Below are 25813 nucleotides of genomic sequence, written 5' to 3'. Positions count from 1 at the left end.
ATTGTGAAAGCCCTTAAACTAGGGCTTTTTTCTTTGTCAATCCTTGAGTGATTTCTTGTTTAAAGGGGGCTTTTGTGGTAAAATATGGAGATAAAGACTGTCGAAAGGAAAAAAGATGGCAAATATATTACGCAAAATCATTGAAAATGATAAAGGCGAAATTAAGAAACTAGAAAAAACTGCCAAGAAAGTCGAGAGCTATGCTGATGCAATGGCGGCTCTTTCAGATGAAGAACTTCAGGCAAAAACAGAAGAATTTAAAAAACGATATCAAAACGGAGAAAGTCTAGACCAACTCTTGCCAGAGGCATTTGCAGTTGTTCGTGAAGGGGCAAAACGTGTTCTTGGACTTTTCCCATATCGTGTGCAAATCATGGGTGGTATTGTTCTTCACCATGGTGACGTCCCAGAGATGCGTACAGGGGAAGGGAAAACCCTGACTGCGACAATGCCTGTTTACCTAAATGCTATTTCAGGTGAAGGTGTGCACGTTATCACCGTTAACGAATACCTTTCAGAGCGTGATGCGACTGAAATGGGTGAGCTTTATAGTTGGCTTGGTTTGTCAGTAGGGATTAACCTTTCAGCCAAATCACCAGCTGAAAAACGTGAAGCTTATAACTGTGACATCACTTACTCAACCAACTCAGAGGTAGGTTTCGACTATCTTCGTGATAACATGGTTGTTCGTAAGGAAAACATGGTACAACGTCCATTGAACTATGCCTTGGTCGATGAGGTTGACTCAGTTCTTATCGACGAAGCTCGTACACCATTGATTGTATCAGGTCCTGTAAGTTCAGAAACTAATCAGTTATATCACCGTGCGGATGCCTTTGTTAAGACCTTGACAGAGGATGATTATGCCATTGATATTCCAACAAAAACGATTGGTTTGAATGACTCAGGTATTGACAAGGCTGAAGAATTCTTCAACTTGGACAACTTATACGATATTGACAATGTTGCCTTGACTCACTATATTGACAACGCCCTTCGTGCCAACTACATCATGTTGCATGATATTGACTATGTGGTCAGTCCTGAGCAAGAAATTCTTATCGTTGACCAATTTACAGGTCGTACCATGGAAGGACGTCGTTTCTCAGATGGGCTCCACCAAGCCATTGAGGCAAAAGAAGGTGTGCCAGTTCAAGAAGAAACGAAGACATCTGCCTCAATCACTTACCAAAATATGTTCCGTATGTACAAGAAATTGTCAGGGATGACTGGTACTGGTAAAACTGAGGAAGATGAATTCCGTGAAATTTACAACATGCGAATCATTCCGATTCCAACTAACCGTCCAATTCAACGTATTGACCACGATGACCTTCTTTACCCTACCTTGGATGCTAAATTCCGCGCTGTGGTACAAGATGTTAAACGTCGTTATGAAAAGGGACAGCCAGTCCTTGTTGGTACGGTTGCCGTTGAAACATCTGACTTGATTTCTAAGATGTTGGTTGAAGCAGGTATTCCTCATGAAGTGCTTAATGCCAAGAACCACGAAAAAGAAGCGCATATTATCATGAATGCGGGTCAACGTGGTGCCGTTACGATTGCGACCAACATGGCCGGTCGTGGTACCGACATCAAACTTGGTGAAGGTGTTCTTGACCTTGGTGGACTCTGTGTCATTGGTACAGAGCGTCACGAAAGCCGTCGTATCGATAACCAGTTGCGTGGTCGTGCGGGACGTCAAGGGGACCCAGGGGAATCTCAATTCTACCTTTCACTTGAAGACGAATTGATGCGTCGTTTCGGTTCTGATCGTATCAAACAAGTCTTGGAACGTTTGAATGCTGATGATGAAGATATTGTTATCAAATCACGTATGTTGACACGCCAAGTGGAAGCGGCTCAAAAACGTGTCGAAGGAAATAACTACGATACTCGTAAACAAGTCCTTCAGTACGATGACGTTATGCGTGAACAACGTGAAATCATCTACGCTGAGCGTTATGATGTTATCACAGCGGAACGTGACCTTGAACCTGAGATTAAGGCTATGATTACGCGTACGATTAACCGTACAGTAGATGGTCACAGCCGCAATGATCAAGAGGAAGCTCTTAAAGGTATTTTGAACTTTGCTCGTCAGGCTTTGGTTCCTGAGAATGCCATCTCACTTGAAGATTTACAAGAAGTGGGAGAGGTAACGAAACGTAGTGTTAATTATGATGCTATTAAAGTTTACTTGAATGAGTTAGCAGATGATGTTTATGATCGTCAAATCAAGAAATTGCGTTCAGAGGAAGCTATCCGTGAATTCCAAAAAGTCTTGATTTTGATGGTTGTTGATAACAAGTGGACGGACCACATCGATGCCCTAGATCAATTACGTAATGCCGTTGGTTTGCGTGGTTATGCACAAAACAACCCAATCGTTGAGTATCAATCTGAAGGGTTCAAGATGTTCCAAGATATGATTGGGGCAATTGAATATGATGTGACACGTACAATGATGAAAGCACAAATTCATGAACAATCTCGTGAAAATGTGAATGAACGTGTTTCGACAACAGCAACAGGCAATATCCAGGCCCACCAAGCAGATGCTAATGGTCAAGAAATTGACTTTAGTAAGGTTGGTCGTAATGACTTCTGTCCATGCGGCTCTGGTAAGAAATTTAAAAATTGTCACGGTCGTAAACAATTTTAGGAAAAATAGGTAATTATTATGGTTTTTAAAGCAGTAAGTGAAAAAATTGATTTTGATGCAGTTAAAGAATCAACTACATTAACAGGTGAAGCTCTTGCCAAGAAACAAGCTCGTGATAAAGAGCTTGAAGCAATCATCAAGGGTGAAGATGACCGTACGCTTTTGGTTATCGGTCCATGTTCATCTGATAATGAAGAAGCTGTTCTTGATTATGCTCACCGTTTGGCTAAACTTCAAGAAGAAGTTAAAGATAAAGTCTTTATGGTTATGCGTGTCTATACAGCTAAACCTCGTACAAATGGTGATGGCTATAAAGGACTTGTACACCAACCTGATGCTGAAGGGAAACCAAACCTAATTAACGGTATCAAGGCTGTGCGTAACCTTCACTACCGTGTTATCACTGAAACTGGTATCACAACTGCTGACGAAATGCTTTACCCAGAAAATCTTCCTTTGGTAGATGACCTTGTGTCATACATTGCCGTTGGTGCACGTTCTGTAGAAGACCAACAACACCGTTTTGTTGCGTCAGGTATTGATGTTCCAACTGGTATGAAGAATCCAACATCAGGGAACCTTAACGTGATGTTTAACGGTATCTACGCCGCACAAAACAAACAAAACTTCCTCTTTAACGGTGAAGAAGTTGAAACTCTAGGGAACCCATTGGCACACGTTATTCTTCGTGGTTCAACGAATGAATATGGTAAAAACGTACCTAACTTCTACTATGATGATGTGCTTGAAACAATTGAACACTATGAACAAATGGGCCTTGAGAATCCATTCATCGTTATTGATACAAACCATGATAACTCAGGTAAACGTTACTTGGAACAAATCCGTATCGTTCGCCAAACTTTGATTAACCGTGACTGGAATGAAAAAATCAACAAAGTTGCACGTGGTTTCATGATTGAATCTTACCTTGAAGATGGCCGTCAAGATGCGCCAGATGTCTATGGTAAATCAATCACTGACCCATGTCTTGGTTGGGATAAGACAGAAGAATTGATTCGTGAAATCCACGATACTTTGTCAAAATAATAAGGTAACAGAAACCATATATGGGGAGTGAACCGTTTGGATGACCAAGCGGTTCGCTCTCTTTTCACAAAGAGAGGGAAATAGATGGGAATTCATCAAAATAGTCCGCTGATTGATGTAGCGGAAGTAAGGAAATTACACGCTCTTACGGGAGACGCTCTAGTAACTAAACAGGCTAATGATGAGGCCTTGGCAAAAATTATCAAGGGTGAGGACAAACGTCTTCTCTTGGTTATTGGTCCATGTTCATCTGATAATGAAGAAGCCGTTCTTGACTATGCTCACCGTTTGGCCAAACTTCAGGAAGAAGTGAAGGACAAAATCTTTATTGTTATGCGTGTTTATACAGCTAAACCACGTACCAATGGGGATGGCTATAAGGGACTTATCCACCAACCGGATGCAGAGGGAGAAGTAGACCTTCTTGAGGGGGTTAAGGCAGTTCGCCACCTTCAGTCACGTATTATTACTGAAACAGGTCTTCCAATCGCTGACGAGATGCTTTATCCGTCAAATCTTTCCTTCTTTGATGATTTGCTTAGCTATCATGCTGTTGGAGCACGTTCTGTTGAGGACCAAGAGCACCGCTTTGTAGCTTCAGGTATTGATGTGCCAATTGGCTTGAAGAACCCAACGTCAGGGAATTTGAATGTCATGTTTAATGGTATCTATGCGGCGCAGAACCAACAGCATTTCCTTTACAATGGTGCTGAAGTTAAAACAGATGGTAACCCACTCGCTCACGCTATCCTGCGTGGTGCCAACAATGAAAATGGTCAGAACATTGTCAACTACCATTACGAGGACTTGGTTAAGGCTTTGGACAAGTATAGTGCACTTAATCTGGAAAATCCATTTATCCTTGTCGATACAAACCATGATAACTCTGGTAAAAACTTCATGGAACAAGTTCGTATTGTGCGTGAAGTCCTTCTTAACCGTGAGTGGGATGAGCGTATCGCGGATACCGTGCGTGGATTTATGATTGAGTCTTACCTTGAGGATGGTCGTCAGGACACACCTGAAGTTTACGGTAAATCAATCACAGATCCATGTCTTGGTTGGGATAAGACTGATAGCCTTATTCGTGAAATCCACAATCGACTTTCGTTATAATTATGATTTTTGGACATGGTATAGACTTGCAGGAAATTTCAGCTGTAAAAAAGGCTTATGACCGCAATCCACGCTTTGCAAAAAAGGTATTGACACCCAAAGAGTGGGAGCGTTTTGAATCCCTTTCTGGCAATCGTCAGATGTCCTATTTAGCAGGGCGCTGGGCCGGTAAGGAAGCATTTTCGAAGGCCTGGGGTACTGGTATTGGAGCAGTAGGATTTAAGGATATTGAAATATTGACCAATGACAAGGGAGCTCCAGTGGTGACCCAATCACCTTTTGAAGGCAAGGTTTTTATCTCGATTTCCCATAGCGGTGATTTTGTTCAGGCAAGTGTCATTTTAGAAAAAAACTAAGAGATAGATGTTGGAAGAGGATAACTTATGATTTCAAGTTTACATCGACCAACCTTGGCAAAGGTTGATCTATCAGCAATTTCAGAAAATATTGAACAAGTGGTTAGTCACATCCCTAAACAGGTAAAGACTTTTGCAGTTGTTAAGGCCAATGCTTATGGTCATGGCGCTGTCGAAGTGGCCAAGCATGTATCTAAGCAGGTGGATGGTTTTTGTGTTTCCAACCTAGACGAGGCGCTTGAACTTCGTCAAGCTGGCTTAGAGCAACCGATACTTATTTTAGGAGTCGTCTTGCCAGACGAGGTTCCTTTGGCTATTCAAGAAAACATCACGCTGACGGTAGCTTCGCTAGAGTGGTTGGAAATGGTTAAGGATCAAGGGCTTGATTTAACTGGTTTGACCTGTCATATTAAGGTTGATTCAGGTATGGGCCGTATTGGGGTGCGTAGCCAAGAGGATGCGGATAGCTTGATTGCTGGTCTTAAATCACTTGGTGCGGATGTCGAAGGTATTTTTACTCATTTTGCAACGGCTGATGAGGCAGATGATAGTAAATTCAAGCGTCAATTGGCCTTCTTCACGGACTTAGTTAATAACTTGGTGGACCGTCCTCGCTTGGTACATGCTAGCAACTCTGCGACGAGTATCTGGCATGCAGAAACAGTCTTTAATGCGGTACGTCTAGGTGTTGTTATCTATGGTCTCAATCCTAGTGGTAGTGTTTTAGACCTTCCCTATAACATTCGTACTGCTTTAAGTTTGGATACTGCACTTGTTCATGTTAAGATCCTACCAGCAGGTCAAGATGTGGGTTATGGTGCAACCTATACGACGACAGCTGATGAGGTTATTGGAACCATTCCGATTGGCTATGCGGATGGTTGGACTAGAGATTTACAAGGTTTCCACGTTATTGTGGATGGACAGTTTTGTCCTATTGTTGGGCGTGTGTCTATGGACCAGATTACCGTTCGTCTTCCTAAGGTTTATCCCCTAGGAACTCCTGTCACTCTTATGGGTGAAAATGGGGGAGCAAGTATTACTGCGACAGAGGTGGCTGAAAAACGTGGCACTATCAACTACGAAGTTCTTTGTTTACTTAGTGACCGCGTACCTCGTAGCTATGATTAATATCAATAAAAAGAGAAATCCAGTTTGATGCTGGATTTTTTGGTTTTAGTGAAGAGTATTTTCATGTGTTATAATAGCTGATAAGGCTTCCTTTTTCACGGGAAGAAGAACACGATAGAAATGATAGAGGATATGATTCAACTAGATTCACCAATTGCGGATTTGAAAGGCTTTGGGCCTAAGTCCGCTGAAAAATTTACCAAATTAGATTTATACACGGTTGGGGACCTCTTGCTTTATTTTCCTTTCCGATATGAGGATTTTAAGAGTAAGTCTATCTTTGAACTGATGGATGGCGAAAAGGCTGTTATTACGGGAACAGTGGTGACGCCTGCCAATGTGCAGTATTATGGCTTTAAACGGAATCGTCTGAGTTTTAAAATCAAGCAAGGAGAGGCTGTGATTGCCATTAGTTTCTTCAACCAACCTTATCTTGTGGATAAGATTGAGATGGGGGCAGAAGTGGCTATTTTTGGCAAATGGGACCAGAAGAAGTCTGCTGTGACTGGTATGAAAGTCCTGGCTCAAGTTGAGGACGATATGCAGCCAGTCTACCATGTGGCCCAGGGTGTTAGTCAGGCCCAACTGATAAAGGCCATAAAGGCAGCTTTTGATAGTGGGGCCCTTAATTTGTTGGAGGAAAATCTCCCTCAGGTGCTGCTGGACAAGTACCGTCTCATGGGACGTCAAGAGGCTGTGCGTGCCATGCATTTTCCGAAAGATTTGGCTGAATATAAGCAGGCTCTACGTAGGACCAAGTTTGAGGAGCTCTTTTATTTCCAGATGAATTTACAGGTGCTGAAGGCTGAAAATAAGTCCGAAACTAATGGTCTAGCAATTGCTTACGATGAAGCCAAAATCAAAACCAAAATTGCAGCATTACCATTCCCCTTAACAGAGGCCCAACAGCGTAGTTTATCGGAAATCCTAGCTGATATGAAATCTGGGGCTCATATGAACCATCTCTTGCAAGGAGATGTGGGCTCAGGGAAAACAGTTATCGCTAGCTTGGCTATGTATGGGGCCTATACGGCAGGATTTCAGTCTGCCCTCATGGTACCGACGGAAATTTTAGCAGAGCAGCATTATCAGAGTTTACAGGGGCTTTTTCCTGAGTTAGAGGTAGTGCTCCTAACTTCTGGAATGAAGGCGGCGGATAAGAAAGTAGCCCTTTCCAAAATCGAGTCTGGGGAGGCTCAGATGATTGTGGGAACCCACTCGTTGATTCAAGATGCAGTGACTTATCATAGTCTTGGGCTAGTCATTACTGATGAACAGCACCGATTTGGGGTTAATCAACGTCGTATTTTCCGTAAGAAGGGTGACAATCCTGATGTCCTCATGATGACGGCAACACCCATTCCTAGGACTTTGGCGATCACTGCCTTTGGGGAGATGGATGTATCTATCATTGACCAGATGCCAGCTGGACGTAAGCCCATTATTACCCGTTGGGTTAAACATGAGCAGTTAGATACCGTACTGACTTGGATTAAGGGGGAGTTGGAAAAAGATGCTCAGGTCTATTTTATTTCTCCTCTGATTGAAGAGTCTGAGGCTCTTGATTTGAAAAATGCGGTGGCTCTTCATCAGGAACTCACAGAGTTCTTTGGGGATTCAGCTACAGTAGGTCTGATGCATGGTCGTATGAAAAATGATGAAAAAGACCAAATTATGCAAGATTTCAAGGACAGAAAATCTCAGATTTTAGTATCAACCACAGTTATCGAAGTAGGTGTTAACGTGCCAAATGCTACAGTTATGGTCATTATGGATGCGGATCGTTTTGGACTTAGCCAGCTTCACCAGCTTCGAGGGCGTGTAGGTCGTGGCGATAAGCAGTCCTACTGTGTTTTGGTGGCTAATCCTAAAAATGATACTGGTAAAAAACGCATGCAGGCCATGTGTGAGACCACGGATGGCTTTGTTCTAGCTGAGGAGGATCTTAAAATGCGTGGCTCAGGTGAAATCTTTGGGACACGTCAGTCAGGTATTCCTGAATTTCAGGTGGCCGATATTGTGGAAGACTACAATATCTTAGAGGAAGCCAGACGGGTGGCTAGCCAAATTGTATCTGACCCTAACTGGCGAGAGAATCCTGAATGGCAGGTGCTAGGAGCACATTTGAGAAGCCAAGGCGAGTTTGATTGAGGAGGAAACCAATGAACAAAAGACGGTTAAAACTCGATTTTTTTGCAATCTTGCATCCCTTATTTCTTATGATGTTAGGTCTTATATTTTATTTTTTCGCCTTCATCTTGATTTGGTTTATTACCGAATTGACAAAGCTGATAGAAGGAAAGACAGACTTTCATACCCTATATCTTTATTCACTTCTTATCTCTCTACTATGTTCAGTACTATTCATTATGTATGTAGCTGGTTTCATAGCTCAACTGATTATCCATATACAGCATCAAAAGGAAAGGACGCTTTTGCCAGTCTGGTGTATGATTACGGCTGTACTGATGCTTGTGCCCCTATTCGAAGATTTTAGTATCTTAGGCTCGTCCTGGAATTTTAAAGGGTATTTTCTTTCCATAGTTGCCTACATTGCCTATCTCTTTACAAAGCTACCCAAGGTTATTGAAAGTTACCGCTATCATGCGACAATTCGCTATGCCGTTTGGGTGGCTCTGATCTTGGGAATTATTTTATCCATGCTTTAGACAGAAAAACTCTCAGTAAACTCACTGAGAGTTTTAAGTTTCCTTCAAGCTTATTACAAGCTTTCTTTAAGTTAGGCAACCTATAATAAAACCATCAAAACGAGATAGGTTTTGATAATAAAACGTTTTGGCTAGGCCAAACCATTCCTAAAAAGGAGGACATAACAATGACAGTAAAAATTAAAGTAACCTACAACCCAAATTTCCAAAAGGATCCTCAAGACTTTAAGGTTTATCAAAACTAGTATTGATGCTAGGAAGAGGCTAAATTTACCCATATTCTACAACTTTCATCCCTCATTTTCCAAAATCCCTTTTTCCTTTTTTCATTACGTAGAATCCCTCTTCTTAAAATCATAAAAAGTCTAGACGGAAGCATGACCAGTCTAGGCGATTAACATAAGTAAGCTAACCAGTTGAGATTTTCATGACTGGTTTTTATTTTTTGAATTTTAGATAAAAAATATCGAAAAACGATAAAAATGTGTTGACAAGGAGAAATAAAGAGTGTAATATATAATTATCGATAAACGATAATAAGTTTTCGATAAAGATAATCTTATTCGCGAAAAAGAGAAATTATATACCAAAAACTATTTAATAAAGGAAATACTTATCATGAAAACACTTAAATCAATCATCAACGCAGTTCTTATTCTTCTTATGGCAATCTACGGTCTTGCAATGCTTGCTTTACTTATCCTTCCTTTTGTTGATGTGACTAATCTTTTCCCAGGTGCTGAGGTTCATTACCTTTCTGGATGGGGTTACTGGCTTGTATCAGAGTTACAATTTGCCTTCTATCTTGCCTTGATTTGTCTCCTTCGTAAAGAGTTTAAAGACTTTACTTGGAAGGCATTTTGGACAGAAGATTTTTCTCTCTTCTTGAAAAAGGCTGCTCTTCTAACCTTTGTGCCATCAGCCTTGAATATCTTCTTACAGTTGGGAACGACTAATCACCTTGTAGTGGACTTCAGCACATCAGTCTGGCTCCTCTTGGTCTCTCTAGCTTGTGATGCTGTTCGTCTTCGTAAGGGACAAACAGCTGTCAAATAATTGAAGGAATCTTATTTGAAAAGTAGTAAAATCTTATCTATAAACTAGTATTTTATATTGATATTCGATATAATTGATACTGTTAATAGTTAGCTGCTGATTTAGTATAAGGTTAAGGACTCCTAGAGGCACCTTGGCTTTTTCTAGTCTATACTCCCAAAAAATCAAAATGTATTTACAATCGAGGTAACACATGACAACTATCTTATTCTATTTTTTAATCGTCCTAGCCTTGGCTGGCTCTAGTTATTATGGTTGGAAATCGGCTAAAAGTGCTAAAAATCGTCAGGAAACGCAAGAACAAAAACGACTTCGTAGTGTTCTCTTGTTCGTTAATGTCCTCCTTTTTGCGGGCTTTTTAAGTCTTGTTATTACCATTCTTAATGACGCCTTTATTCTGACTGGTCATGAAGGACTCTTACAACAAGGTTTGCGTATGCTTCTCGGTTCGGGAGTTACCGTGAAAAGTAGTAGCACTAGTCTGACGCTTTTTGCAGCAACCATTGATTTCCTTCGTATGGTAGTCAACATAGGTTTCTTGTTGTGCCTACGTGCCTTTCTGATTAACCTTTATCGTTCTGATATTTTCATCGCTAAAAATGCCAAGTTGGTTCGTTGGTCAGCGCATTTGCTAGTTCTTGGGGCTTTTATCAATAATGGTATCTTTACATTTGGAACAGGCAACCAGAGTTATAGTTTCTTTAATATCAGTTATTTGCTAGTTAGCTTTGTCCTCTATGCTGTTGCTATGATTTTGACTAAGGCTAATGCCATTGCTGAGGAAAATGAGTATACGATTTAGGAGGGGCTTATGATTATTGTCAATTTGGACGTTGAACTTGCCAAGAAGAAGATGCGCTCGGGTGAGCTGGCAGAACGGATTGGTATTACCCCAGCCAATCTCTCGGTTCTTAAGACAGGCAAGGCCAAGGCAATCCGTTTTACAACACTGGACGCTATTTGTAAAGAGTTAGATTGCCAACCAGGAGATATTCTTGAATATAGACCTGACGAAGAAAACTAAAAGCCTGAAGCATTTCAGTCACCTTTCTGGTGACCATGCTTCAAGCTTTTTATTTTTTCTTCAACCATGCGACCAGGGCTAGACTGGCTAGCACGGTACCACAGACCATGGCGATATGTGTTTTTGAGATGGTTAGTTCATAGTGGAAATCTTTATTTTCCAATTTATCGGTTGCTTCAATACTAAGTTTCATGTCTTATCCCTCGATATAGTCTTTCAATTCTTGACCTTTGAGTCCGGCACTGAGTGCGATGAGGAGTTTGAGGCGAGCTTTTGGTGCATTGAGTTCTTTAACAAACATTACGCCAGCTTCTTGGAGTTTGACCCCACCCCCTTCATAGGCGTAGACAGGTTCGGCGATACCGTTAAAGCAGCGGGAAACGAGCACAACAGGGACACCTTTTTTCATAAGCTTTGTGATTTCTCCTGCAGCTAGTGGTGGGAGGTTTCCAGCACCCAGGGCTTCGATGACGACACCGTCAATCTTCTCCGGATCCAGGAGACTGATGATACCATCTCCAATCCCCATCCCTGCATAAGCTTTTATGATTGGTACTGTTCCTGTGATTTGTTCCAAGTCAAAGCGAACACGAGGCTCAGCAGTTTTGAACCAGAGGATGTCATGCTTCATGATAATACCTAGTGGACCATGGGTTGGTGTGTGGAAGGTTGCCACGTTTGTGGTATGGGTCTTAGTCACATACTTGGCTGCATGGATTTCATCATTCATCACGACCAGGATTCCTTTGTCAGCGGCCTTGTCGTCGCTAGCAACGCGTAGGGCTGAGAGATAGTTATAGACACCGTCGCTTCCTAGCTCGTTTGACGAACGCATGGCACCAGTTAGAACGATTGGAATCTCAGGGACGGCCATGGTATCTAGGAAGTAGGCTGTTTCTTCCAGGGTATCTGTCCCATGAGTGATGACCACACCATCATATTGACCAGCTGTTTCCTTGATTTTTTTGTAAATATCCAGCATGTGGTAGGGTGTGATATGTGGGCTAGGGATATTAAGAAAATCGAGAACGGTTAGTTCTAAATGATCTAAATCAAGTCCCACATGGTTCATGGGATTATCAGCGTTTTGCCTGACCCTACCATCATTATCCGCTGACATGGAAATGGTCCCTCCAGTGTGAAGGACTAGGATTTTTTTTGTCATTTATACTACTCACTATCATATTTATGTTATAATTTATTTTAGCATAAAATGTTAGAAGGAGGGGAGCTCTGTGGCCATTAAAGCAGTCTTTTTTGATATTGATGGGACTTTTCTAAATGACCGAAAACGCGTGTCTAGTTCAACCAAAAAAGCCATCAGTCAAATGAAGGAAGATGGTATCTTAGTTGGTTTGGCAACTGGTCGTGGTCCAGGATTTGTTCAGCCTTTCATGGACAATCTGGGTCTGGATTTTGCAGTGACTTATAATGGTCAGTATATCTTGACCCACGACAAGGTTCTCTATCAAAACCAGCTCCCTAAATCAACTATCTACAACTTGATCCGCTATGCTACCAAGCACCGTAGAGAGATTTCTCTGGGGACTAGCACAGGACTGGTTGGTTCCAATATCATCAGTATGGGGACTAGCAAGTTTGGGCAAATGGTAAGCCGTATTGTACCAAAGTCTTGGGCTAAGATGGTGGAACGTAGTTTCAAATCCTTAATTCGTCGTTTCAAGCCACAAAGCATGGAGACCCTTAAAACTATCATGCGCGAGCCAGTTTATCAGGTGGTTATGGTAGCGACAGTGGGTGAAACCCAGGCTATCGAGGAAAAATTTCCACACGTGAAGATTACACGTTCGAGCCCTTATTCAGCTGATATCATTTCAGCTGGACAGTCTAAACTTAAAGGAATTGCCCATCTAGGTGAGGTTTTTGGTTTCGAACTCAGCGAGGTTATGGCCTTCGGAGATTCGGAAAATGACCTAGAAATGCTATCTGGTGTTGGTATTGGTGTTGCCATGGGAAATGGTGAAGACGAACTGAAAGACCAAGCTACCCATGTCACTGATACCAATAACCAAAACGGGATTGCAAAAGCCTTGTCCCATTATGGTTTGATTCACTTTGAAACAGAGAATTCATTCACCAGTGATGATGACAACTTTAACAAGGTTAAGGATTTCCACCATTTGATGGATGGCTCTACCAATGATATGCCTCGTGTCTATAGTATAGAAGAAGCTAGTCATCGTTCGGACTTCAAGTTGGAAGAAATCGTCGAATTCCTTTATGCTTCATCAGGTGGGGACAAGCGTGTCTTTGGACAAGCTGTTTTGGATCTACATGTCGCTCTTGATAAGGCTGCGCTCAAGGTTAGTTCTAAGGAGCACCCAGAGTCAACTATGGTTGGCCAGGTGGATGCTTTGACAGACTTGCTTTATTTGACCTATGGTTCATTTGTTCTTATGGGGGTGGATCCTAAGCCTTTCTTTGATACCGTTCATGAGGCTAATATGGGTAAAATTTTCCCAGATGGCAAGGCTCACTTTGATCCAGTGACTCATAAAATCCTTAAACCGAGTGACTGGGAAGAGCGCTTTGCGCCAGAACCTCATATAAAACGAGAGTTGGATCGTCAGATTCAGAAATCTATCCAAAGAAATAAATAAGAAGATAAAAAGGTTTGGACAGTCTGTTCCGAACCTTTTTCTAATAAAAATGACATTTATTAATAGCTCTATTTGTGATAAAATAAAGTCATTCTATGTATTTTTAAGGAGAATATTATGACTAAAGCAGATTGGTTAGATTTTTTTGAAGCCATCAATGGTCGTTCAGCGACTGAAGAAGAAATTGCAGCAGCACTAGCAGCTGGTGAGTTCCAAGATGACGCCCCAGCTGTAGAAACTGCTCCAGCACAAGAAGCGCCAGCGCAACCAGCTTTCGCTAGTACCCAAGAAACACCAGCACAAGAGGCGCAGCCACAGCCAACTTTCGCTGGTGCACAAGAGGCGCAACCACAGCCAACTTTCGCTGGTGCACAAGAAGCGCAACAACAACCGACTTTTGCAAGTGTACAAGAAGCACAACCGCAAGCTCCTTTTGCAAATGCTCAGGCTGCTCAAGCACAACCAACCTTTGCAGGGGCTCAAACTGCTCCAGTACAAGGAGTGCCAAATCAAGCAGTGCAACCACAAGCTGGTTTTGCGAATGCTCAAGCTGGTCAACAAACAGCTTTTGCTAACGGTCAACCTCTTCAACCAGGTCAAAACGTTCAATTTATCAATGGTCAAGCTGTAGTTGTCCCTGCACAACCATCAGCATTTGCGACAACTTTCAAAAACTACTGGACATGGTTGCTTAATGCATGGCGTCGTCCAGCTGACATGACAGACTATGGTAAACACAATGGTTGGCTTAACTATATCTTCTTGTCACTCTTCACTGGACTTGCCTTCTTTGCAATCTTGAGCGCTGTGGCACGTAAATTTATTAGCCCAGTTGTATCAACAACAAATGCATTGTCTAGTATGTTTGGTTCTTATGGAACAGATAGTTACTCATCTTCAATTTCAAGTCATACATCTAGCATTGGTTTTGGAGCCTTCTTCGCAAGTATCCTAGCTGCCTTCCTCTTTATCTTTGCCTTTATCTTGGCAGGATTTGTAACACGTAAGGCTATCTTCCGTGACCCTGAGACTACTTTCTTGAATAGCTTTGACCGTTTTGGTCGCTTGACATCATTGGCCTTGCCAATCTTGCTAGTAACAATCTTGTTGGGAGCTATTGGACTTGTTGCCTTCCCAGGATTCTTGTTCTATGTTGTTTACTTCTTATTTGCAATTGCTAATCTATTTACAATTGTTCCTGTAACAACAGCGTGGAAGGCTGATAAATTCTATCAAATGATTTTGGCAGCACTTTTGAATGGTGTCATTTTGTCAATCTTGTTTGCAATCGTATTTGCTATCATGTCATCATTTACAGTAGGTCTTCTATTCTAAGTAAACCTCTGACGATTTTTGAAAAAGCAAGTTTATAGGAGTCTTTATGGCAACAAAAGAAAAGTGGATCGATTTATTTGAAAAGGCAGTTGGTCGTCCGCCCCATGCTTTGGAGATTGAAGAAGGCCAGAAAGCAGACTTTGACTTAAAGGCTATTAAAGGCATTGCGGCAATGGGCTTGGACCAAGAGGCCACTCCTTCTGAACCAACAGAAGAAGTTGATGAGTATGACGTTGCCGAGGAAGTGTTTGAAGATGTACCGCTTGGTGATGAAGAGGAAACGACTCCTTTAGAAATTGAGGAGCTTTCACCAGTATCTCAAGCAGATCAAGGTCAAACTGAAGAGAATTCAGAGGCCGCTTCTAAAGAAGCACAAGCCATCTGGATGAAGGCTTTTAAAACCTATGTTGGACGTCAGCCTCTTCCTGAGGAATTCCTACTTGGTAAGTCTTCAGGTTATGATGTGTCAACCATCCATCAGTTTATCTCAGATGGTAAGGCAGCGAAACCAGCCAAGCCAGCCATGGCTAAAGGAAAGAAAATCCTGATTATTGCTGGTGTTGTTGCAGCAGTCTTAGCGCTAGCTGGTTACGGCTTTGGTTCTTATTACTACTCACGTGGTCAAGTAGCAGAGCGTTATGAAGCAGCAGCTAAGAAGAGTTTTAAAGATAGCTTGGAATACCAAGTATGGTCTGATACTAAAAAGGAAATTAAAACATCCGAAGTCAAGTACACAGACACTAAAAGTACACAAGCCTATAGCAAGAGCCAACTCCTGTCTGGCGAACGTATGCAAAAGGTTGGACGTCAGTTCCTTATTTTTCCTAAGTGGAGAGTCGTGGTAGATCCTGGAACGGTTGATTTAACCGTTAATACAGCTGATTTGAATGTGACTATTAACGGGGTTTCTTATGCGACTACAGATGGCAATAACTACACGGCTAAATTGAACCATCTCTATCCAGGAACTTACAATTTTGTGGCTTCTGGTAAGGTCAATGACCAAGATATCACGGTCTCATCTGAGGAAAATGTGACCTCTAAAACAGAAGTCAACCTTTCTGTAGAGTATCTTAGCTTTACCGTTAAGTCTAATCTTAAGGACGGAGACCTCTACGTTGGTGGTACGAAAGTTGGAACCCTTAACTCAGGGAAACTAGATGTTAACAAGGTAGCAGTAGCAGGTTCATCAGCTGTTTATGTTAAGAAGAATTTCGAAGATGGTAGCTCTATTAAAACAGAGACATTGTCTATTAAGAAAATCTCTGAAGGTCAAACGGTTACTCTAGATGCTGATGGTGTTCTTGACCGTGACACAGCAGATCGTCTCTTGACTGCTGCCTACGGTAAATTTGGCAGCTATGCTTCTAATCATAACACGACACCAGATGGTGTATCCGACATTTTCCTTAATGGTACTGATGATACCATGTACAAGGATGTAACGGCTGATATTGATAAAAATACTACAGGTGCTAAAAACCGTGCTGCTGATAGTATTACTTTCTCAGACGTTGACGTCACAGAAGTCGTTCAGACAGGTGAGAAGACCTTCAAGGTAACCTTTACGGCAGTTTATGATTTCTACTATGGTTATGATTCGAAATTCAAGTCATCAGGAGATATCAAAGATAAAATCTCTTGGTCTTGTAATGTGGAATACGTTGGAGACGATGATAGCGATTCTAGCAGTAGCAGTTCTGACTACAGCAACTATCGTATCAACGGCAAGGCTGGTGAATCGCAAAATGTGAGCCGTGAAAATACTGTGAAATAACAGTTACTTTCTCAGTTGGTTAACATTGAACAGATTACAAATAGGAGGCTAGACCTCCACACTAAAAATGAGAGCCTGGTAATTGCCAGGTTCTTTTGTTTGCCCGTTTTTACCTCTTAGGGGCTAAACTGTGCCACTTACCTAAAAGGCCTTGTTTTGTGTAAAGCACTTGTTATAATGGAAGCATCAAAAGGACAGGAAAGGAGTATTATGAAAGTTAGAATCGAATTAGACCCATCCATGGATGAGCCTGAAATCTTGATTCGAGCTCCTCGGTTAACACAGGAATTAGCACAGCTCCAAGAGTCTATTCTAAAGCAAAAATTAGTTCCTTTAGCCTTTTATAAGGATCGAAGCGAATATTTTCTGGATTTGGCAGATATTCTCTTTTTTGAAACAGACGGGGAGAAAATTTATGGTCATACTAAGGATGAGGCATATGAGGTAAAGCAAAAACTCTACGAATTGGAAGACTTGCTTCCGATTGCCTTTTGTCGGATTTCCAAATCGACGATTGTTAATGCTAAACAGATTTATTCTTTGGAGAAGTCTTTTTCAGGGACTAGTACGGTGAATTTCTATCAGACCCACAAGCAGGTCCATGTATCAAGACGCTACTATCAAGTTTTAAAAGAACGACTAAACGAAATGAGGTAAGATAATGAGAAAGAAATTAATTGGGATCCTCTTGATCCTTTTGGCGGCTTTGGTAATTGTACAAGACTACTTTATAAAATGGGAAATTAGTATTTGGATGTTGGCCTGGGTGGTCTTACTGGCTATCTTATCCCTTTCTAGTCTTTTGAAGCGACATTTTGGTCTTGGTTTCGCCTATGGTATTGTGGCTCTTTTCTCACTCAATGGACAGTTCCATTTTCTTCCAGTATCTAATTCGGTCCTTATTTTTTCTTCCATTCTTGCGGTTATTGGCTTGAACATTCTCTTCCATTCTTCGAGTAAAACAAAGAATCGTTTTGGCTTGGGTGCTACTGGCTCAGACGCTAATAATGGAGGAAATGATATTGATGTCACTTTTTCATCAGTGACTAAGTATCTTAATGACCAGCAATTTACGCATGGGAGTGCAGATGTTAGTTTAGGACAGGCTTCCGTCTATTTTGATAATTGCCGTATTGAGGGGCCGTCTGCCCAGTTTGACGTGGACGTTTCTCTTGGAAGTCTTAGTCTCTATGTGCCCAGTGATTGGAGAGTGCATGTGAATGTGGATAATTCGCTTTCAGCTGTACAACATGAGGAAAATCCTAGTAACCTGACTAGCAAGGATTTCTACATTAAAGGCGATGTTTCCTTGGGTAATTTAGAAATTATCTATGTTGGTGAGAGTTCAATTGATTAAGTTAGGAGAGAAGTTGCTATAAACATGACAATTTAGGAGGGCAATAGCTCTGGGATTTCTAAGTTCATCAAGTCTTTCAAATCAACTAATACTCAAGGGAGTGGGACAAGGAACAATTTTTAAAAAGTTGTTCGGTCCTACTCCCTTTTTTCCTATTTTATAGTCTCTTTTTTTGTGATAATATAGTATAGTGAAAAAAACTAGACTGGAATAACTTTACTCTTTTGGAGTTTTATGTGACAGCGATGAATGGAGACATCTAAGCAGATGCTTGCTTGGAGCGATAGTCAAGTAAACTCAAAATGAGGCTAGAAGGGAAATTGTTATGAGAAAAAAAGCGATTGGTATTGATTTAGGAACAACGAATTCCGTTATGGCTGTTGTTCGTGAAGATGTGCCAGAGATTATTCCGATGGGGACGAATGACGATCAGGTCTTACGTTCAGCGGTTTATTTCTCAAATATTAGTGGCCAAAACCATGTGTCTTTTGGTAAGGAAGCCATTGAACGTGGGACAGAAATCGGAAGTACAGAAAACTTTAAATTTGATTTTAAACGTGATATTGGGCGTCCAATTGCTAGTGATACACCAGACCACACACGTGTCAATTCTATTATTCTTTCGGCCTTGGTTTTGAACGAATTCCGTAAGCGTGCCTATGTAGTTGGTCAGGAGATGGGTCAAGCAGATGGTATCAAGGATGCTGTTATCACAGTACCTGCCTACTTTACATCAGATCAACGTGCGGCAACTAAGAATGCTGGTCGTATTGCAGGATTTAATGTCTTGCGTATTATTAATGAGCCTACAGCTGCGGCCATTGCCTATGCCCACACTAAAAATGCTCAAGGAAATGTCTTGGTCTTCGACCTTGGTGGAGGAACTTTTGACGTTACCATCATGCGCGTGGCTGACCATGCCTATGATATTTTGGCAACTGACGGGAATTCACGCCTTGGTGGGATTGACTTTGATAAGCGTCTTGTGGGCTACATCATGCAGGAGTTGGAAAAACAAGGGGTCAATATGACTAACCTTTCCGAGAAGGAAAAAATTCAACTTCAATATAAGGCTGAGCAGATTAAGACTAGTCTATCTGTGAATGACCAAGCTCTCTATGAGCACTATGTCAATGGTCAAGGTTACGGTGTCTTGATTACTCAAGCGATTTTCAATGAAATTACCTTGGACCTCCTCAAAGATACTGAAATCAAGGTGCAATCTACCCTTCAAGCATCTGGCTTGAAATGGGAAGAGATTGACCATATTCTCCTTGTGGGTGGGTCAACACGTATGCCAATGATTCGTCAGATGATTCGTTTGATGAGTGGTTTGGAACCTAAGTTTGACCTTAATCCAGATACTATCGTGGCACAGGGAGCTTCTATTTTGGCTGACCTTATCGTCAATAATGAGGTTAGCTTCTCTGAGCACCAGGATGGTAAGACAACTGAGACAGATAGAGTGGTTGTCAAGGATGTGACCTCTCAGGGAATCGGTCTGCTCTTCAAGAAAAATCCAAACAAGAACTACAGTTTTGTGGGTGACTACTATAATAGTGTCGTGGTTCCACGTAACTCAGTCTTGCCTTTGGCTGTTACCAAGGATCTCTTTGCGGTCGTGGATGGACAGAGTAAGTTTAAACTTCGTATCACAGAAGGAAATTATGAAAATCCATTTGCTGTGAAGATTTTGGGACAAGTGGAAGGGCAAGTGCCACAACCTCGTCAGAAAGGTGAGCTCTTGGCACAAGTCACCTATGCCTTTGACTCAGAACAAATTGTTACCGTGACAGTGTCGGACCCTCGAAGCAATACTGTTGTGGCACGCTTTTCAGTCAATGCACAAGTCAACCAAACCCAAGAAGTGGTTAAGGAAGATTTGTCAGAACTTCAAGCTATTTTTGCTAAATTCATCTCATGATAGACTACTACAAAGCAATTGATACAGAGACAGGACAGGAAGTGCCCTATTTAAGAGAGGTCAGTAACCGCATCTCTCCAGAGATGTCGGCTCAAGATTGTTTCGTGGCCCTTTCCTTTTTACGTGAGGAGCTGGAGGAGCTCTGGACAAATGGTACCTTGGATAAAGAAGGTGAGCGTTTGCGCAGTGAGCTCTACACGATTCGCTCAATCTTTTTCTCAGACCATGAGAAGTTACAATATGACCGAAAACTCAGACAGGCTCAGAGAAAGGCCTTGGAAGTTGAGAAGGGGACGACCACTGATGCTAGCAATGTATCAGGTAAAAAGGAAATCCCTTTTGAACCTGTTGCGGTGACTCAGACTAAAGAGTCACCTCTTAAAAATTACCTCTTTGCCGCCTTCGCCTTTGTGATTTTACTAAGTTTGATTCTCTTCTTCAATATCAATGTCATCGTTCTTATTATCGGAGCCATTCTAATTGTGGCTTTGATGTTACTTATGTCTTAGGAGATATTAATGGAAACCAATCAATTAACATTTGAACATATCTGTTTCAAATATAAGGGAAATGATAACCAGCTCTTTACAGATTTGGATGTTACTATGGAGACTGGCCAAGTTGTCGGTATCTTGGGTGCTTCTGGTTCAGGGAAAACAACTTTAACAGAGATTCTCCTAGGCCAGCTTAAACCGACTTGCCAACAATTTCGTATTTTAGAAAATGGTAAACCTGTGACTGCGGGTTCACGCTCTTGGTCCTATGTACCCCAACAAAATCTCCTACGTGAGTACCTCAAGGTATCTGAGACCTTTGATTTTTATGCGGACCACCATCTGAAAGGGAGTGGTAAGCTGACTAAAAAGCATCGCATTGCAGGCATCATGGATGATTTAGGGTTGACGGAATTTGCAAACAAGAAGATTTCAGAGCTTTCTGGTGGGCAAAAACGTCGTGTATCTATTGGTATCGAGCTTCTTAGCCCTAGTCCCTACTTTATTCTTGATGAACCGTCTTCAGGCTTGGATGCCCTTAGTGACCGTAATCTCTTACGTACCTTGAAAATCTTGGCTAAATCAGCTAACAAGTCTATTGTGGTTATTACTCACAATACAGAAAATTTGGCTATTTTTGACAAGATTATCTTCTTGTCTAAGGGACGTCCGACATTTGCAGGAACCTATGAAGAGTTGCTTTTGGAATACAAGACTAGCGATCCTTATATGATTCGTAAATATATGGATATGAATATCGCAGATGTCTATCAAGAGCTCAATGCTTCAACACGTATTTACAAGATTTAGGGAGACTTATGAACGCAGCATTACGATTAAGTTGGTATAAATTTAAACACCACTACATGGATTTTGTGAAGGTACTTCTGGGCATTGTCGCTTTCGAAGGCTTGATCCTTTATATCCAAGACAAGGGATTTTTGAAAGATTTCGAAACAACTCGAATGACCCTCTTTCTCTTGCTTTTCTCAACCAGTCTCTTGATTGTGGTTCAAAACAGTATTTATATTTCTAAGGAACGCTCGGTCCTCAACCGTGACTTTTTCTCAGGTTTGAGTCGTTCAGCCTTCGCCTTGGCTAGTATGGGGATTCACGCCTTCTTTGCTGTTTTGGAAACCATTGTCTTTATCCTATCTTACTCTGTCTTTAGTAAGTTCTTTGACAAGGAATTTCCAGATGCTGGTCATATTTTTGGTTCCTACCGTTGGGAAGTTGGGATTACAGTGCTCCTGGTTTTCTTGGCGTCGCATTTTATTGCCCTCTTTATCTCAGCCTTGGTTGGCAAATCTGAGATTACCTCTGTTATCCTAGCAGTCGTTGTGGGTATCATGCAATTTTCATTGTCGGGAACTATCCTGTCTTTGCCAAAAGCCATTGATTGGGTACAAAAATTTATCTATCTTGGTTATGGCCACAAGCTTTTTGGGATTTCTAGTGACTTGTCAGACTTGCCATCGAGCTTGGCTAAGTACGGAGTCCCAGTCCCTAAGAGCCAGTTGGAGGCCTTTCAAGGGTCTACAGGCGAATTCTGGGGACAATGGTGGGCCTTGGTGCTTCATTGCCTCGTTTATGCCCTACTCTTTTTCGTCACACTTCAGAAGAAGGAGAAATAAATGCAACAATATGATGAATGGCTGATTGACTTCCAAGTGCAGCATGGTCGCAAGCCAAGTGATAAGGAAGTCGCAGAAGCTGCTAAGACTGGTTTTGCTCTTTCTAGTGGCTTGAGCAGACAGAAAAATTCTAAATTCAGACAAGTCTTGTCTAAGGTTGGTTTGGGAGATCTCAAGTTTAGCTGGTTTTTAGTTTTGGAAATTTTGCTCTTGATTTGTATTGCTCTCTTTGGCTATGTTGTAGGCTATCTATTTATCTAGGAGGACCTCATGAAACAGTTTAAACATAAAAAGTTTATCGGTTTGGCCTTGATTGTCTTTTTGGTCTTCATGGTACTTGGAAAATATACTCAGAGCACGGCTTTCACATCGTCTTCAAGAGTTTATGCCACAACCGTTGTCGATAAGAATACCGGGAACAAGGTGCGTTTTGAAGTTCGTAAAATCAAGGGAGACAAATACGAAGTCAAAAATACGGAGACAGGTGATACTTATCAGGCTAATGCCCAAGCCGGCGAAGACCGTTCTTTGAGCTTTAAGTTGGCTGGAACTAACGGCAACTCAGACGGTACTATCCGTATCACACCAAGTATGGTGCCTGGAGGAGATGCAAAGGTTGAAATGACTGACTCAAACACCTATACTCAGGTTGAGGGAGGTTCTGAAGTCGTTGAGTCTAGCGAGGCTTCGTCTAGTTCTTCAAGTAGCCAAGTTAAAAGCATTATTAAGGATATTTTGGAATCAAGTAGTTCATCCTCTGGTAGCGACGCAAGCTCAGAGTCGTCTTCTAACGATCCAAATAAGCCAAATGCAGATATCAAGACTAAGACCGATGTCAATGGTGATAAGGAAACCACTTATATTGCAGACTATTCGACTGAGGACATTAAGTCTATCACGGAAGCTTTTCGGAAATGGCTCTATCAGTCTGATTATGCCAAGGATGCTGTTTTAGTTCAAAGCAGTTTTGACAGTATCACTAAGGTCAATGATGGTAGTCCAACCTTCCTTTCATTTAAGGCACCTAAGGAAAAAGATAGCAGCCAAACGATTACCATCCTTGCTAATCTCATCAATGCGGATGGCTATGAACATATTACTGGTGTTCCGAGTGGTATCATCAATGGTAAGGAAGTCTCAAACTATGATTTCAAGGACTATAAAAACACGGTTGATTCCTTTGCTTTAGGGATTAATGACAATAGTGGTAAGACTGCAGACTATAGCCCAACATCATCCTTCCGTCTTTATACCTTGAAGGATAAGAAACATGCTATGTATGAAGACGATGCTGCTGAACAAAAAGCCCTCTTTAAGGACTTTTCAGCTGATGATAAAACTGGTGGCAATTATAATGGCTATAACAAGCTTTATAAGGATTTGGTTGACCAAGATAAGGATTCTTACCAAATCGTTCTAGGCTCTAATGGTACTGTTTATTATGTAACTAACTACTGGAAGGGCAATTACGATAAGAAGGCTGTTCAGACCTATAAGGTAGCACCAGATGACATGCAAGAGGCTTACCAAGAGCTGCTCAAGCATTACTCTAGTGCTAGCACGTCTGATAGCTCAGAATCTTCAAGTTCTTCACAATCATCAGAGTCATCATCAAGCTCATCAGAGGCCAAAACAGAATCAAAAACGGAAACCAAGACCGATCAAACAGGCATGGATGTTAATGCTATCAAGGATAATAACTTCCAAAGCCTCGAAGGGACTTGGAAGAATGGGAATGGCTTAAGTTTGACATTTTCTAAGGACAATTTAACAGCTCCTGAAAATTATGTTGTTGAAAATTCGAATGTTAAACTTGAGAATGGCTATCTCACATCAAGTTTAAGAATGGGTATTTCTGGAGCAGCAATTCTCTTTATTCCAAAGGGAGTTACACTTCCGACAGTTCAGGGATTTGTGGATGGTTCAGATAATACTAAAGACCGTATTTTGGTCACTCAGTCAGCATCGCCACAATCTGACGCTAAACAATTCTACTATAAGGCTGACTAGACCTGTCAAGGGTGAAAGTCTTAAAAAAGTAATGTTATAACCTAAAAGTTGAGATAAAATTATCTCAACTTTTTATGTTACATTTGTAACTTTAATTTAATAGTAAGTCCATCTTATATAAATAAATGGATTCTTAGAGGTATTATAGACTTTATTAGAAATTTAATTATTGTGAAAACTTACAAAAAGCTATATAATGAGTAGTGTTGTAAAAAGGGCTTCCTAGGGGATTTTTGAGGAAGTTTCTTAAATCAGATTAAAGGGAGAGGGGGAAAAGAATGACTTTTATTATTGAATCGCTATTTGCTGTTTTTAAAGATTTTCATTGGCTAGTATCTATAGACACACTCTTGATTTTCTTTGTCAATTATCTGATGTTTCATGCAGCTGGTAGGGTCAAGATTTCTTGGAGGCTACTTTTATTAGGTGGTCTTTTGTCAGTTGTTTTGACTCCCCTTCTTCCTATGGGATTCAAATTTTTACTTAATCCTCTCATATTATTTTGTTTTAGTTATTACAAACGTCCAGACTTGCCATGGATAGAGCCGGTATTTAATAGCTTTTATGCCTGGGGAACAACTAATATCATTATACGGGGCTTGTCATTAATCGTCTTTCCTTTACTTTTGGGAGCCGACTTGACTAGCCGTATTCCAGAATCTTTAACGGAGTTTATCTGTGTGGTAGTTACCTATCCTATTTACCTCTTGGTTCACCGTTTTATTGGTTATGAATATTTGCAGGTCGAGGAAAAGGAGCGCTTGCGCATACACTTCACCCCTATTGTTATTGGGGTTAGCTTTGCCTTTCTTTCATATGGGCTTTTAAATGAATTCATGCCTTACTTTGCTAGTATCTGGCCTGTGGAAGTGGTTAACAATTATGCTAAGTTGGCCGTTCTATTGGCAACAGGAGCCTTCTTTATCGTTGTTTCCTATGCCAATCAGTGGATAAAGGATGAACTTTTTCTGGAGTTGAAAGAGGAGCAGGAACGTCATTTCCAGAGCTTACAGGAATCTAGTAGGCATATCCTCCATCTTTATCAGGAGTTATACCGTGATGGAGTGCCTAAGGTCGTTGTACCTAAGAAGGCCAAGACTGTTCTGGCTACTAGTCAAGAGGGAGACAGTCAAAACCTATCTGAGGAAGAAGTTCCCTTCAGCAAGGTTATGCCAGATATTCCCAACCTGCTTTCTCAATTGTTACGTTCCGTCATTGAGAGTAAGTATATGGAGTTTCATGCTGTCGGGATTGATTTTATCATGGAGGTTCCAGACCCTATATCCCCATCCCATATTGATATAGTGGATCTATCAGCTGTCCTAACGACCTTCTTGGACAATGCCTTATTGAGAGCTCATGGGCAAGAAAATAGCTTAGTTCGTCTGTCTTATTACCAAAGTGGTGAGGTTCAGGTCCTCTCTGTAGAGACAACCCTTTCGCAAGACAGTGCTGAGGCACCTCACAAGGCGTACGAGAATCATCTGTCAATCAATGAACAGCTCGAAGATATTATGGAGCGTTACCCTCAGTCTAAACTTAGCTTTAAGAATGATAAGTTCATCTATAGACAGCAATTTGAATACTAAACAAC

24 protein-coding genes are annotated in these 25813 nt (G+C 41.3%); 22 read left to right on the top strand and 2 right to left on the bottom strand.

The window, feature by feature from the left end:
* The first annotated feature begins 115 nt into the window (after nucleotides 1-115).
* From secA to AX662_RS04045, 10 genes are all read left to right on the top strand, one after another.
* On the top strand, nucleotides 116-2665 hold the full coding sequence (gene secA / locus AX662_RS04090) for a preprotein translocase subunit SecA (protein WP_004183450.1): 2550 nt from the start codon (nucleotides 116-118) through the stop codon (nucleotides 2663-2665).
* Nucleotides 2666-2683: 18 nt separating this feature from the next.
* Nucleotides 2684-3715: a 3-deoxy-7-phosphoheptulonate synthase gene (locus AX662_RS04085; RefSeq protein ID WP_060971691.1), complete on the top strand. Its 1032-nt coding sequence runs from the start codon at nucleotides 2684-2686 to the stop codon at nucleotides 3713-3715.
* An 84-nt stretch (nucleotides 3716-3799) separates the two neighbouring features.
* The gene (locus AX662_RS04080; protein ID WP_060971690.1) at nucleotides 3800-4831 is read left to right on the top strand and encodes a 3-deoxy-7-phosphoheptulonate synthase; all 1032 of its coding nucleotides are present in this window, start codon (nucleotides 3800-3802) and stop codon (nucleotides 4829-4831) included.
* Between the two features lie 2 nt (nucleotides 4832-4833).
* Nucleotides 4834-5187, top strand: coding sequence for a holo-ACP synthase (gene acpS, locus AX662_RS04075; RefSeq protein WP_002891813.1), 354 nt, complete (start codon nucleotides 4834-4836; stop codon nucleotides 5185-5187).
* A 27-nt stretch (nucleotides 5188-5214) separates the two neighbouring features.
* Nucleotides 5215-6318 (top strand): alanine racemase, encoded by a 1104-nt coding sequence (gene alr, locus AX662_RS04070; RefSeq protein ID WP_060971689.1) that lies wholly within the window; start codon nucleotides 5215-5217, stop codon nucleotides 6316-6318.
* A 132-nt stretch (nucleotides 6319-6450) separates the two neighbouring features.
* Nucleotides 6451-8469 carry an ATP-dependent DNA helicase RecG gene (recG, locus tag AX662_RS04065; protein WP_060971724.1) on the top strand — a complete coding sequence of 673 codons (2019 nt, stop codon included), beginning with the start codon at nucleotides 6451-6453 and terminating at the stop codon, nucleotides 8467-8469.
* Nucleotides 8470-8753: 284 nt separating this feature from the next.
* A complete protein-coding gene (locus tag AX662_RS10950; RefSeq protein ID WP_225998843.1) occupies nucleotides 8754-8987 on the top strand; it encodes a hypothetical protein in 234 nt (77 codons plus the stop codon).
* 618 nt (nucleotides 8988-9605) lie between these two features.
* Nucleotides 9606-10043, top strand: coding sequence for a hypothetical protein (locus AX662_RS04055; RefSeq protein WP_060971687.1), 438 nt, complete (start codon nucleotides 9606-9608; stop codon nucleotides 10041-10043).
* Nucleotides 10044-10236: 193 nt separating this feature from the next.
* Entirely contained in the window at nucleotides 10237-10845 is a 609-nt protein-coding gene (locus AX662_RS04050; RefSeq protein WP_060971686.1) for a DUF2975 domain-containing protein, read from the top strand.
* Nucleotides 10846-10854: 9 nt separating this feature from the next.
* A complete protein-coding gene (locus AX662_RS04045) occupies nucleotides 10855-11067 on the top strand; it encodes a helix-turn-helix domain-containing protein (protein ID WP_002884695.1) in 213 nt (70 codons plus the stop codon).
* A gap of 49 nt (nucleotides 11068-11116) precedes the next feature.
* On the opposite strand, the gene AX662_RS10715 is transcribed toward AX662_RS04045, so the two are convergent.
* Both AX662_RS10715 and AX662_RS04040 read right to left on the bottom strand, forming a co-directional pair.
* Nucleotides 11117-11260 carry a hypothetical protein gene (locus AX662_RS10715; protein ID WP_171966960.1) on the bottom strand — a complete coding sequence of 48 codons (144 nt, stop codon included), beginning with the start codon at nucleotides 11258-11260 and terminating at the stop codon, nucleotides 11117-11119.
* Nucleotides 11261-11263: 3 nt separating this feature from the next.
* A complete protein-coding gene (locus AX662_RS04040) occupies nucleotides 11264-12232 on the bottom strand; it encodes an asparaginase (protein ID WP_060971685.1) in 969 nt (322 codons plus the stop codon).
* Nucleotides 12233-12302: 70 nt separating this feature from the next.
* Between AX662_RS04040 and AX662_RS04035 the strand changes: the two genes are divergently transcribed.
* From AX662_RS04035 to AX662_RS03980, 12 genes are all read left to right on the top strand, one after another.
* Nucleotides 12303-13688 carry a Cof-type HAD-IIB family hydrolase gene (locus tag AX662_RS04035; protein WP_060971684.1) on the top strand — a complete coding sequence of 462 codons (1386 nt, stop codon included), beginning with the start codon at nucleotides 12303-12305 and terminating at the stop codon, nucleotides 13686-13688.
* Between the two features lie 117 nt (nucleotides 13689-13805).
* The gene (locus AX662_RS04030; protein ID WP_060971683.1) at nucleotides 13806-15023 is read left to right on the top strand and encodes a DUF6574 domain-containing protein; all 1218 of its coding nucleotides are present in this window, start codon (nucleotides 13806-13808) and stop codon (nucleotides 15021-15023) included.
* Nucleotides 15024-15069: 46 nt separating this feature from the next.
* Nucleotides 15070-16800 (top strand): zinc ribbon domain-containing protein, encoded by a 1731-nt coding sequence (locus tag AX662_RS04025; RefSeq protein ID WP_060971682.1) that lies wholly within the window; start codon nucleotides 15070-15072, stop codon nucleotides 16798-16800.
* Nucleotides 16801-17010: 210 nt separating this feature from the next.
* Entirely contained in the window at nucleotides 17011-17457 is a 447-nt protein-coding gene (locus AX662_RS04020) for a LytTR family DNA-binding domain-containing protein (protein WP_060971681.1), read from the top strand.
* Between the two features lie 4 nt (nucleotides 17458-17461).
* Complete coding sequence (locus AX662_RS04015) at nucleotides 17462-18157, top strand: hypothetical protein (RefSeq protein ID WP_060971680.1); 696 nt, start codon at nucleotides 17462-17464, stop codon at nucleotides 18155-18157.
* A 325-nt stretch (nucleotides 18158-18482) separates the two neighbouring features.
* Nucleotides 18483-20081 carry an Hsp70 family protein gene (locus tag AX662_RS04010; RefSeq protein WP_022495864.1) on the top strand — a complete coding sequence of 533 codons (1599 nt, stop codon included), beginning with the start codon at nucleotides 18483-18485 and terminating at the stop codon, nucleotides 20079-20081.
* Nucleotides 20078-20590 carry a hypothetical protein gene (locus AX662_RS04005; RefSeq protein WP_060971679.1) on the top strand — a complete coding sequence of 171 codons (513 nt, stop codon included), beginning with the start codon at nucleotides 20078-20080 and terminating at the stop codon, nucleotides 20588-20590. The genes AX662_RS04010 and AX662_RS04005 overlap by 4 nt, the downstream gene beginning before the upstream one ends.
* A gap of 9 nt (nucleotides 20591-20599) precedes the next feature.
* Nucleotides 20600-21385, top strand: coding sequence for an ATP-binding cassette domain-containing protein (locus AX662_RS04000; protein WP_002891779.1), 786 nt, complete (start codon nucleotides 20600-20602; stop codon nucleotides 21383-21385).
* Between the two features lie 8 nt (nucleotides 21386-21393).
* A complete protein-coding gene (locus AX662_RS03995; RefSeq protein WP_004183421.1) occupies nucleotides 21394-22209 on the top strand; it encodes an ABC transporter permease in 816 nt (271 codons plus the stop codon).
* A complete protein-coding gene (locus AX662_RS03990) occupies nucleotides 22210-22470 on the top strand; it encodes a hypothetical protein (RefSeq protein WP_002884593.1) in 261 nt (86 codons plus the stop codon). It begins immediately after the preceding gene.
* A gap of 9 nt (nucleotides 22471-22479) precedes the next feature.
* Nucleotides 22480-24219, top strand: a complete 1740-nt coding sequence (locus AX662_RS03985; RefSeq protein WP_060971678.1) for a DUF6287 domain-containing protein — start codon at nucleotides 22480-22482, stop codon at nucleotides 24217-24219.
* Nucleotides 24220-24497: 278 nt separating this feature from the next.
* Entirely contained in the window at nucleotides 24498-25808 is a 1311-nt protein-coding gene (locus AX662_RS03980; protein WP_060971677.1) for a hypothetical protein, read from the top strand.
* Nucleotides 25809-25813 lie beyond the last annotated feature (5 nt).

This window comes from Streptococcus sp. CCH5-D3, from assembly GCF_001556435.1.
Classification (GTDB): domain Bacteria; phylum Bacillota; class Bacilli; order Lactobacillales; family Streptococcaceae; genus Streptococcus.
This window is presented reverse-complemented; position numbering and strand designations above follow the sequence as displayed.

What these genes read in the sequence shown, in the direction of transcription:
- secA (WP_004183450.1), top strand. Translation starts at nt 116, where the DNA reads ATGGCAAATATATTACGCAAAATCATTGAAAATGATAAAGGCGAAATT.
- AX662_RS04085 (WP_060971691.1), top strand. Translation starts at nt 2,684, where the DNA reads ATGGTTTTTAAAGCAGTAAGTGAAAAAATTGATTTTGATGCAGTTAAA.
- AX662_RS04080 (WP_060971690.1), top strand. Translation starts at nt 3,800, where the DNA reads ATGGGAATTCATCAAAATAGTCCGCTGATTGATGTAGCGGAAGTAAGG.
- acpS (WP_002891813.1), top strand. Translation starts at nt 4,834, where the DNA reads ATGATTTTTGGACATGGTATAGACTTGCAGGAAATTTCAGCTGTAAAA.
- alr (WP_060971689.1), top strand. Translation starts at nt 5,215, where the DNA reads ATGATTTCAAGTTTACATCGACCAACCTTGGCAAAGGTTGATCTATCA.
- recG (WP_060971724.1), top strand. Translation starts at nt 6,451, where the DNA reads ATGATTCAACTAGATTCACCAATTGCGGATTTGAAAGGCTTTGGGCCT.
- AX662_RS04055 (WP_060971687.1), top strand. Translation starts at nt 9,606, where the DNA reads ATGAAAACACTTAAATCAATCATCAACGCAGTTCTTATTCTTCTTATG.
- AX662_RS04050 (WP_060971686.1), top strand. Translation starts at nt 10,237, where the DNA reads ATGACAACTATCTTATTCTATTTTTTAATCGTCCTAGCCTTGGCTGGC.
- AX662_RS04045 (WP_002884695.1), top strand. Translation starts at nt 10,855, where the DNA reads ATGATTATTGTCAATTTGGACGTTGAACTTGCCAAGAAGAAGATGCGC.
- AX662_RS10715 (WP_171966960.1), bottom strand. Translation starts at nt 11,260, where the DNA reads ATGAAACTTAGTATTGAAGCAACCGATAAATTGGAAAATAAAGATTTC.
- AX662_RS04040 (WP_060971685.1), bottom strand. Translation starts at nt 12,232, where the DNA reads ATGACAAAAAAAATCCTAGTCCTTCACACTGGAGGGACCATTTCCATG.
- AX662_RS04030 (WP_060971683.1), top strand. Translation starts at nt 13,806, where the DNA reads ATGACTAAAGCAGATTGGTTAGATTTTTTTGAAGCCATCAATGGTCGT.
- AX662_RS04025 (WP_060971682.1), top strand. Translation starts at nt 15,070, where the DNA reads ATGGCAACAAAAGAAAAGTGGATCGATTTATTTGAAAAGGCAGTTGGT.
- AX662_RS04020 (WP_060971681.1), top strand. Translation starts at nt 17,011, where the DNA reads ATGAAAGTTAGAATCGAATTAGACCCATCCATGGATGAGCCTGAAATC.
- AX662_RS04015 (WP_060971680.1), top strand. Translation starts at nt 17,462, where the DNA reads ATGAGAAAGAAATTAATTGGGATCCTCTTGATCCTTTTGGCGGCTTTG.
- AX662_RS04010 (WP_022495864.1), top strand. Translation starts at nt 18,483, where the DNA reads ATGAGAAAAAAAGCGATTGGTATTGATTTAGGAACAACGAATTCCGTT.
- AX662_RS04005 (WP_060971679.1), top strand. Translation starts at nt 20,078, where the DNA reads ATGATAGACTACTACAAAGCAATTGATACAGAGACAGGACAGGAAGTG.
- AX662_RS04000 (WP_002891779.1), top strand. Translation starts at nt 20,600, where the DNA reads ATGGAAACCAATCAATTAACATTTGAACATATCTGTTTCAAATATAAG.
- AX662_RS03995 (WP_004183421.1), top strand. Translation starts at nt 21,394, where the DNA reads ATGAACGCAGCATTACGATTAAGTTGGTATAAATTTAAACACCACTAC.
- AX662_RS03990 (WP_002884593.1), top strand. Translation starts at nt 22,210, where the DNA reads ATGCAACAATATGATGAATGGCTGATTGACTTCCAAGTGCAGCATGGT.
- AX662_RS03985 (WP_060971678.1), top strand. Translation starts at nt 22,480, where the DNA reads ATGAAACAGTTTAAACATAAAAAGTTTATCGGTTTGGCCTTGATTGTC.
- AX662_RS03980 (WP_060971677.1), top strand. Translation starts at nt 24,498, where the DNA reads ATGACTTTTATTATTGAATCGCTATTTGCTGTTTTTAAAGATTTTCAT.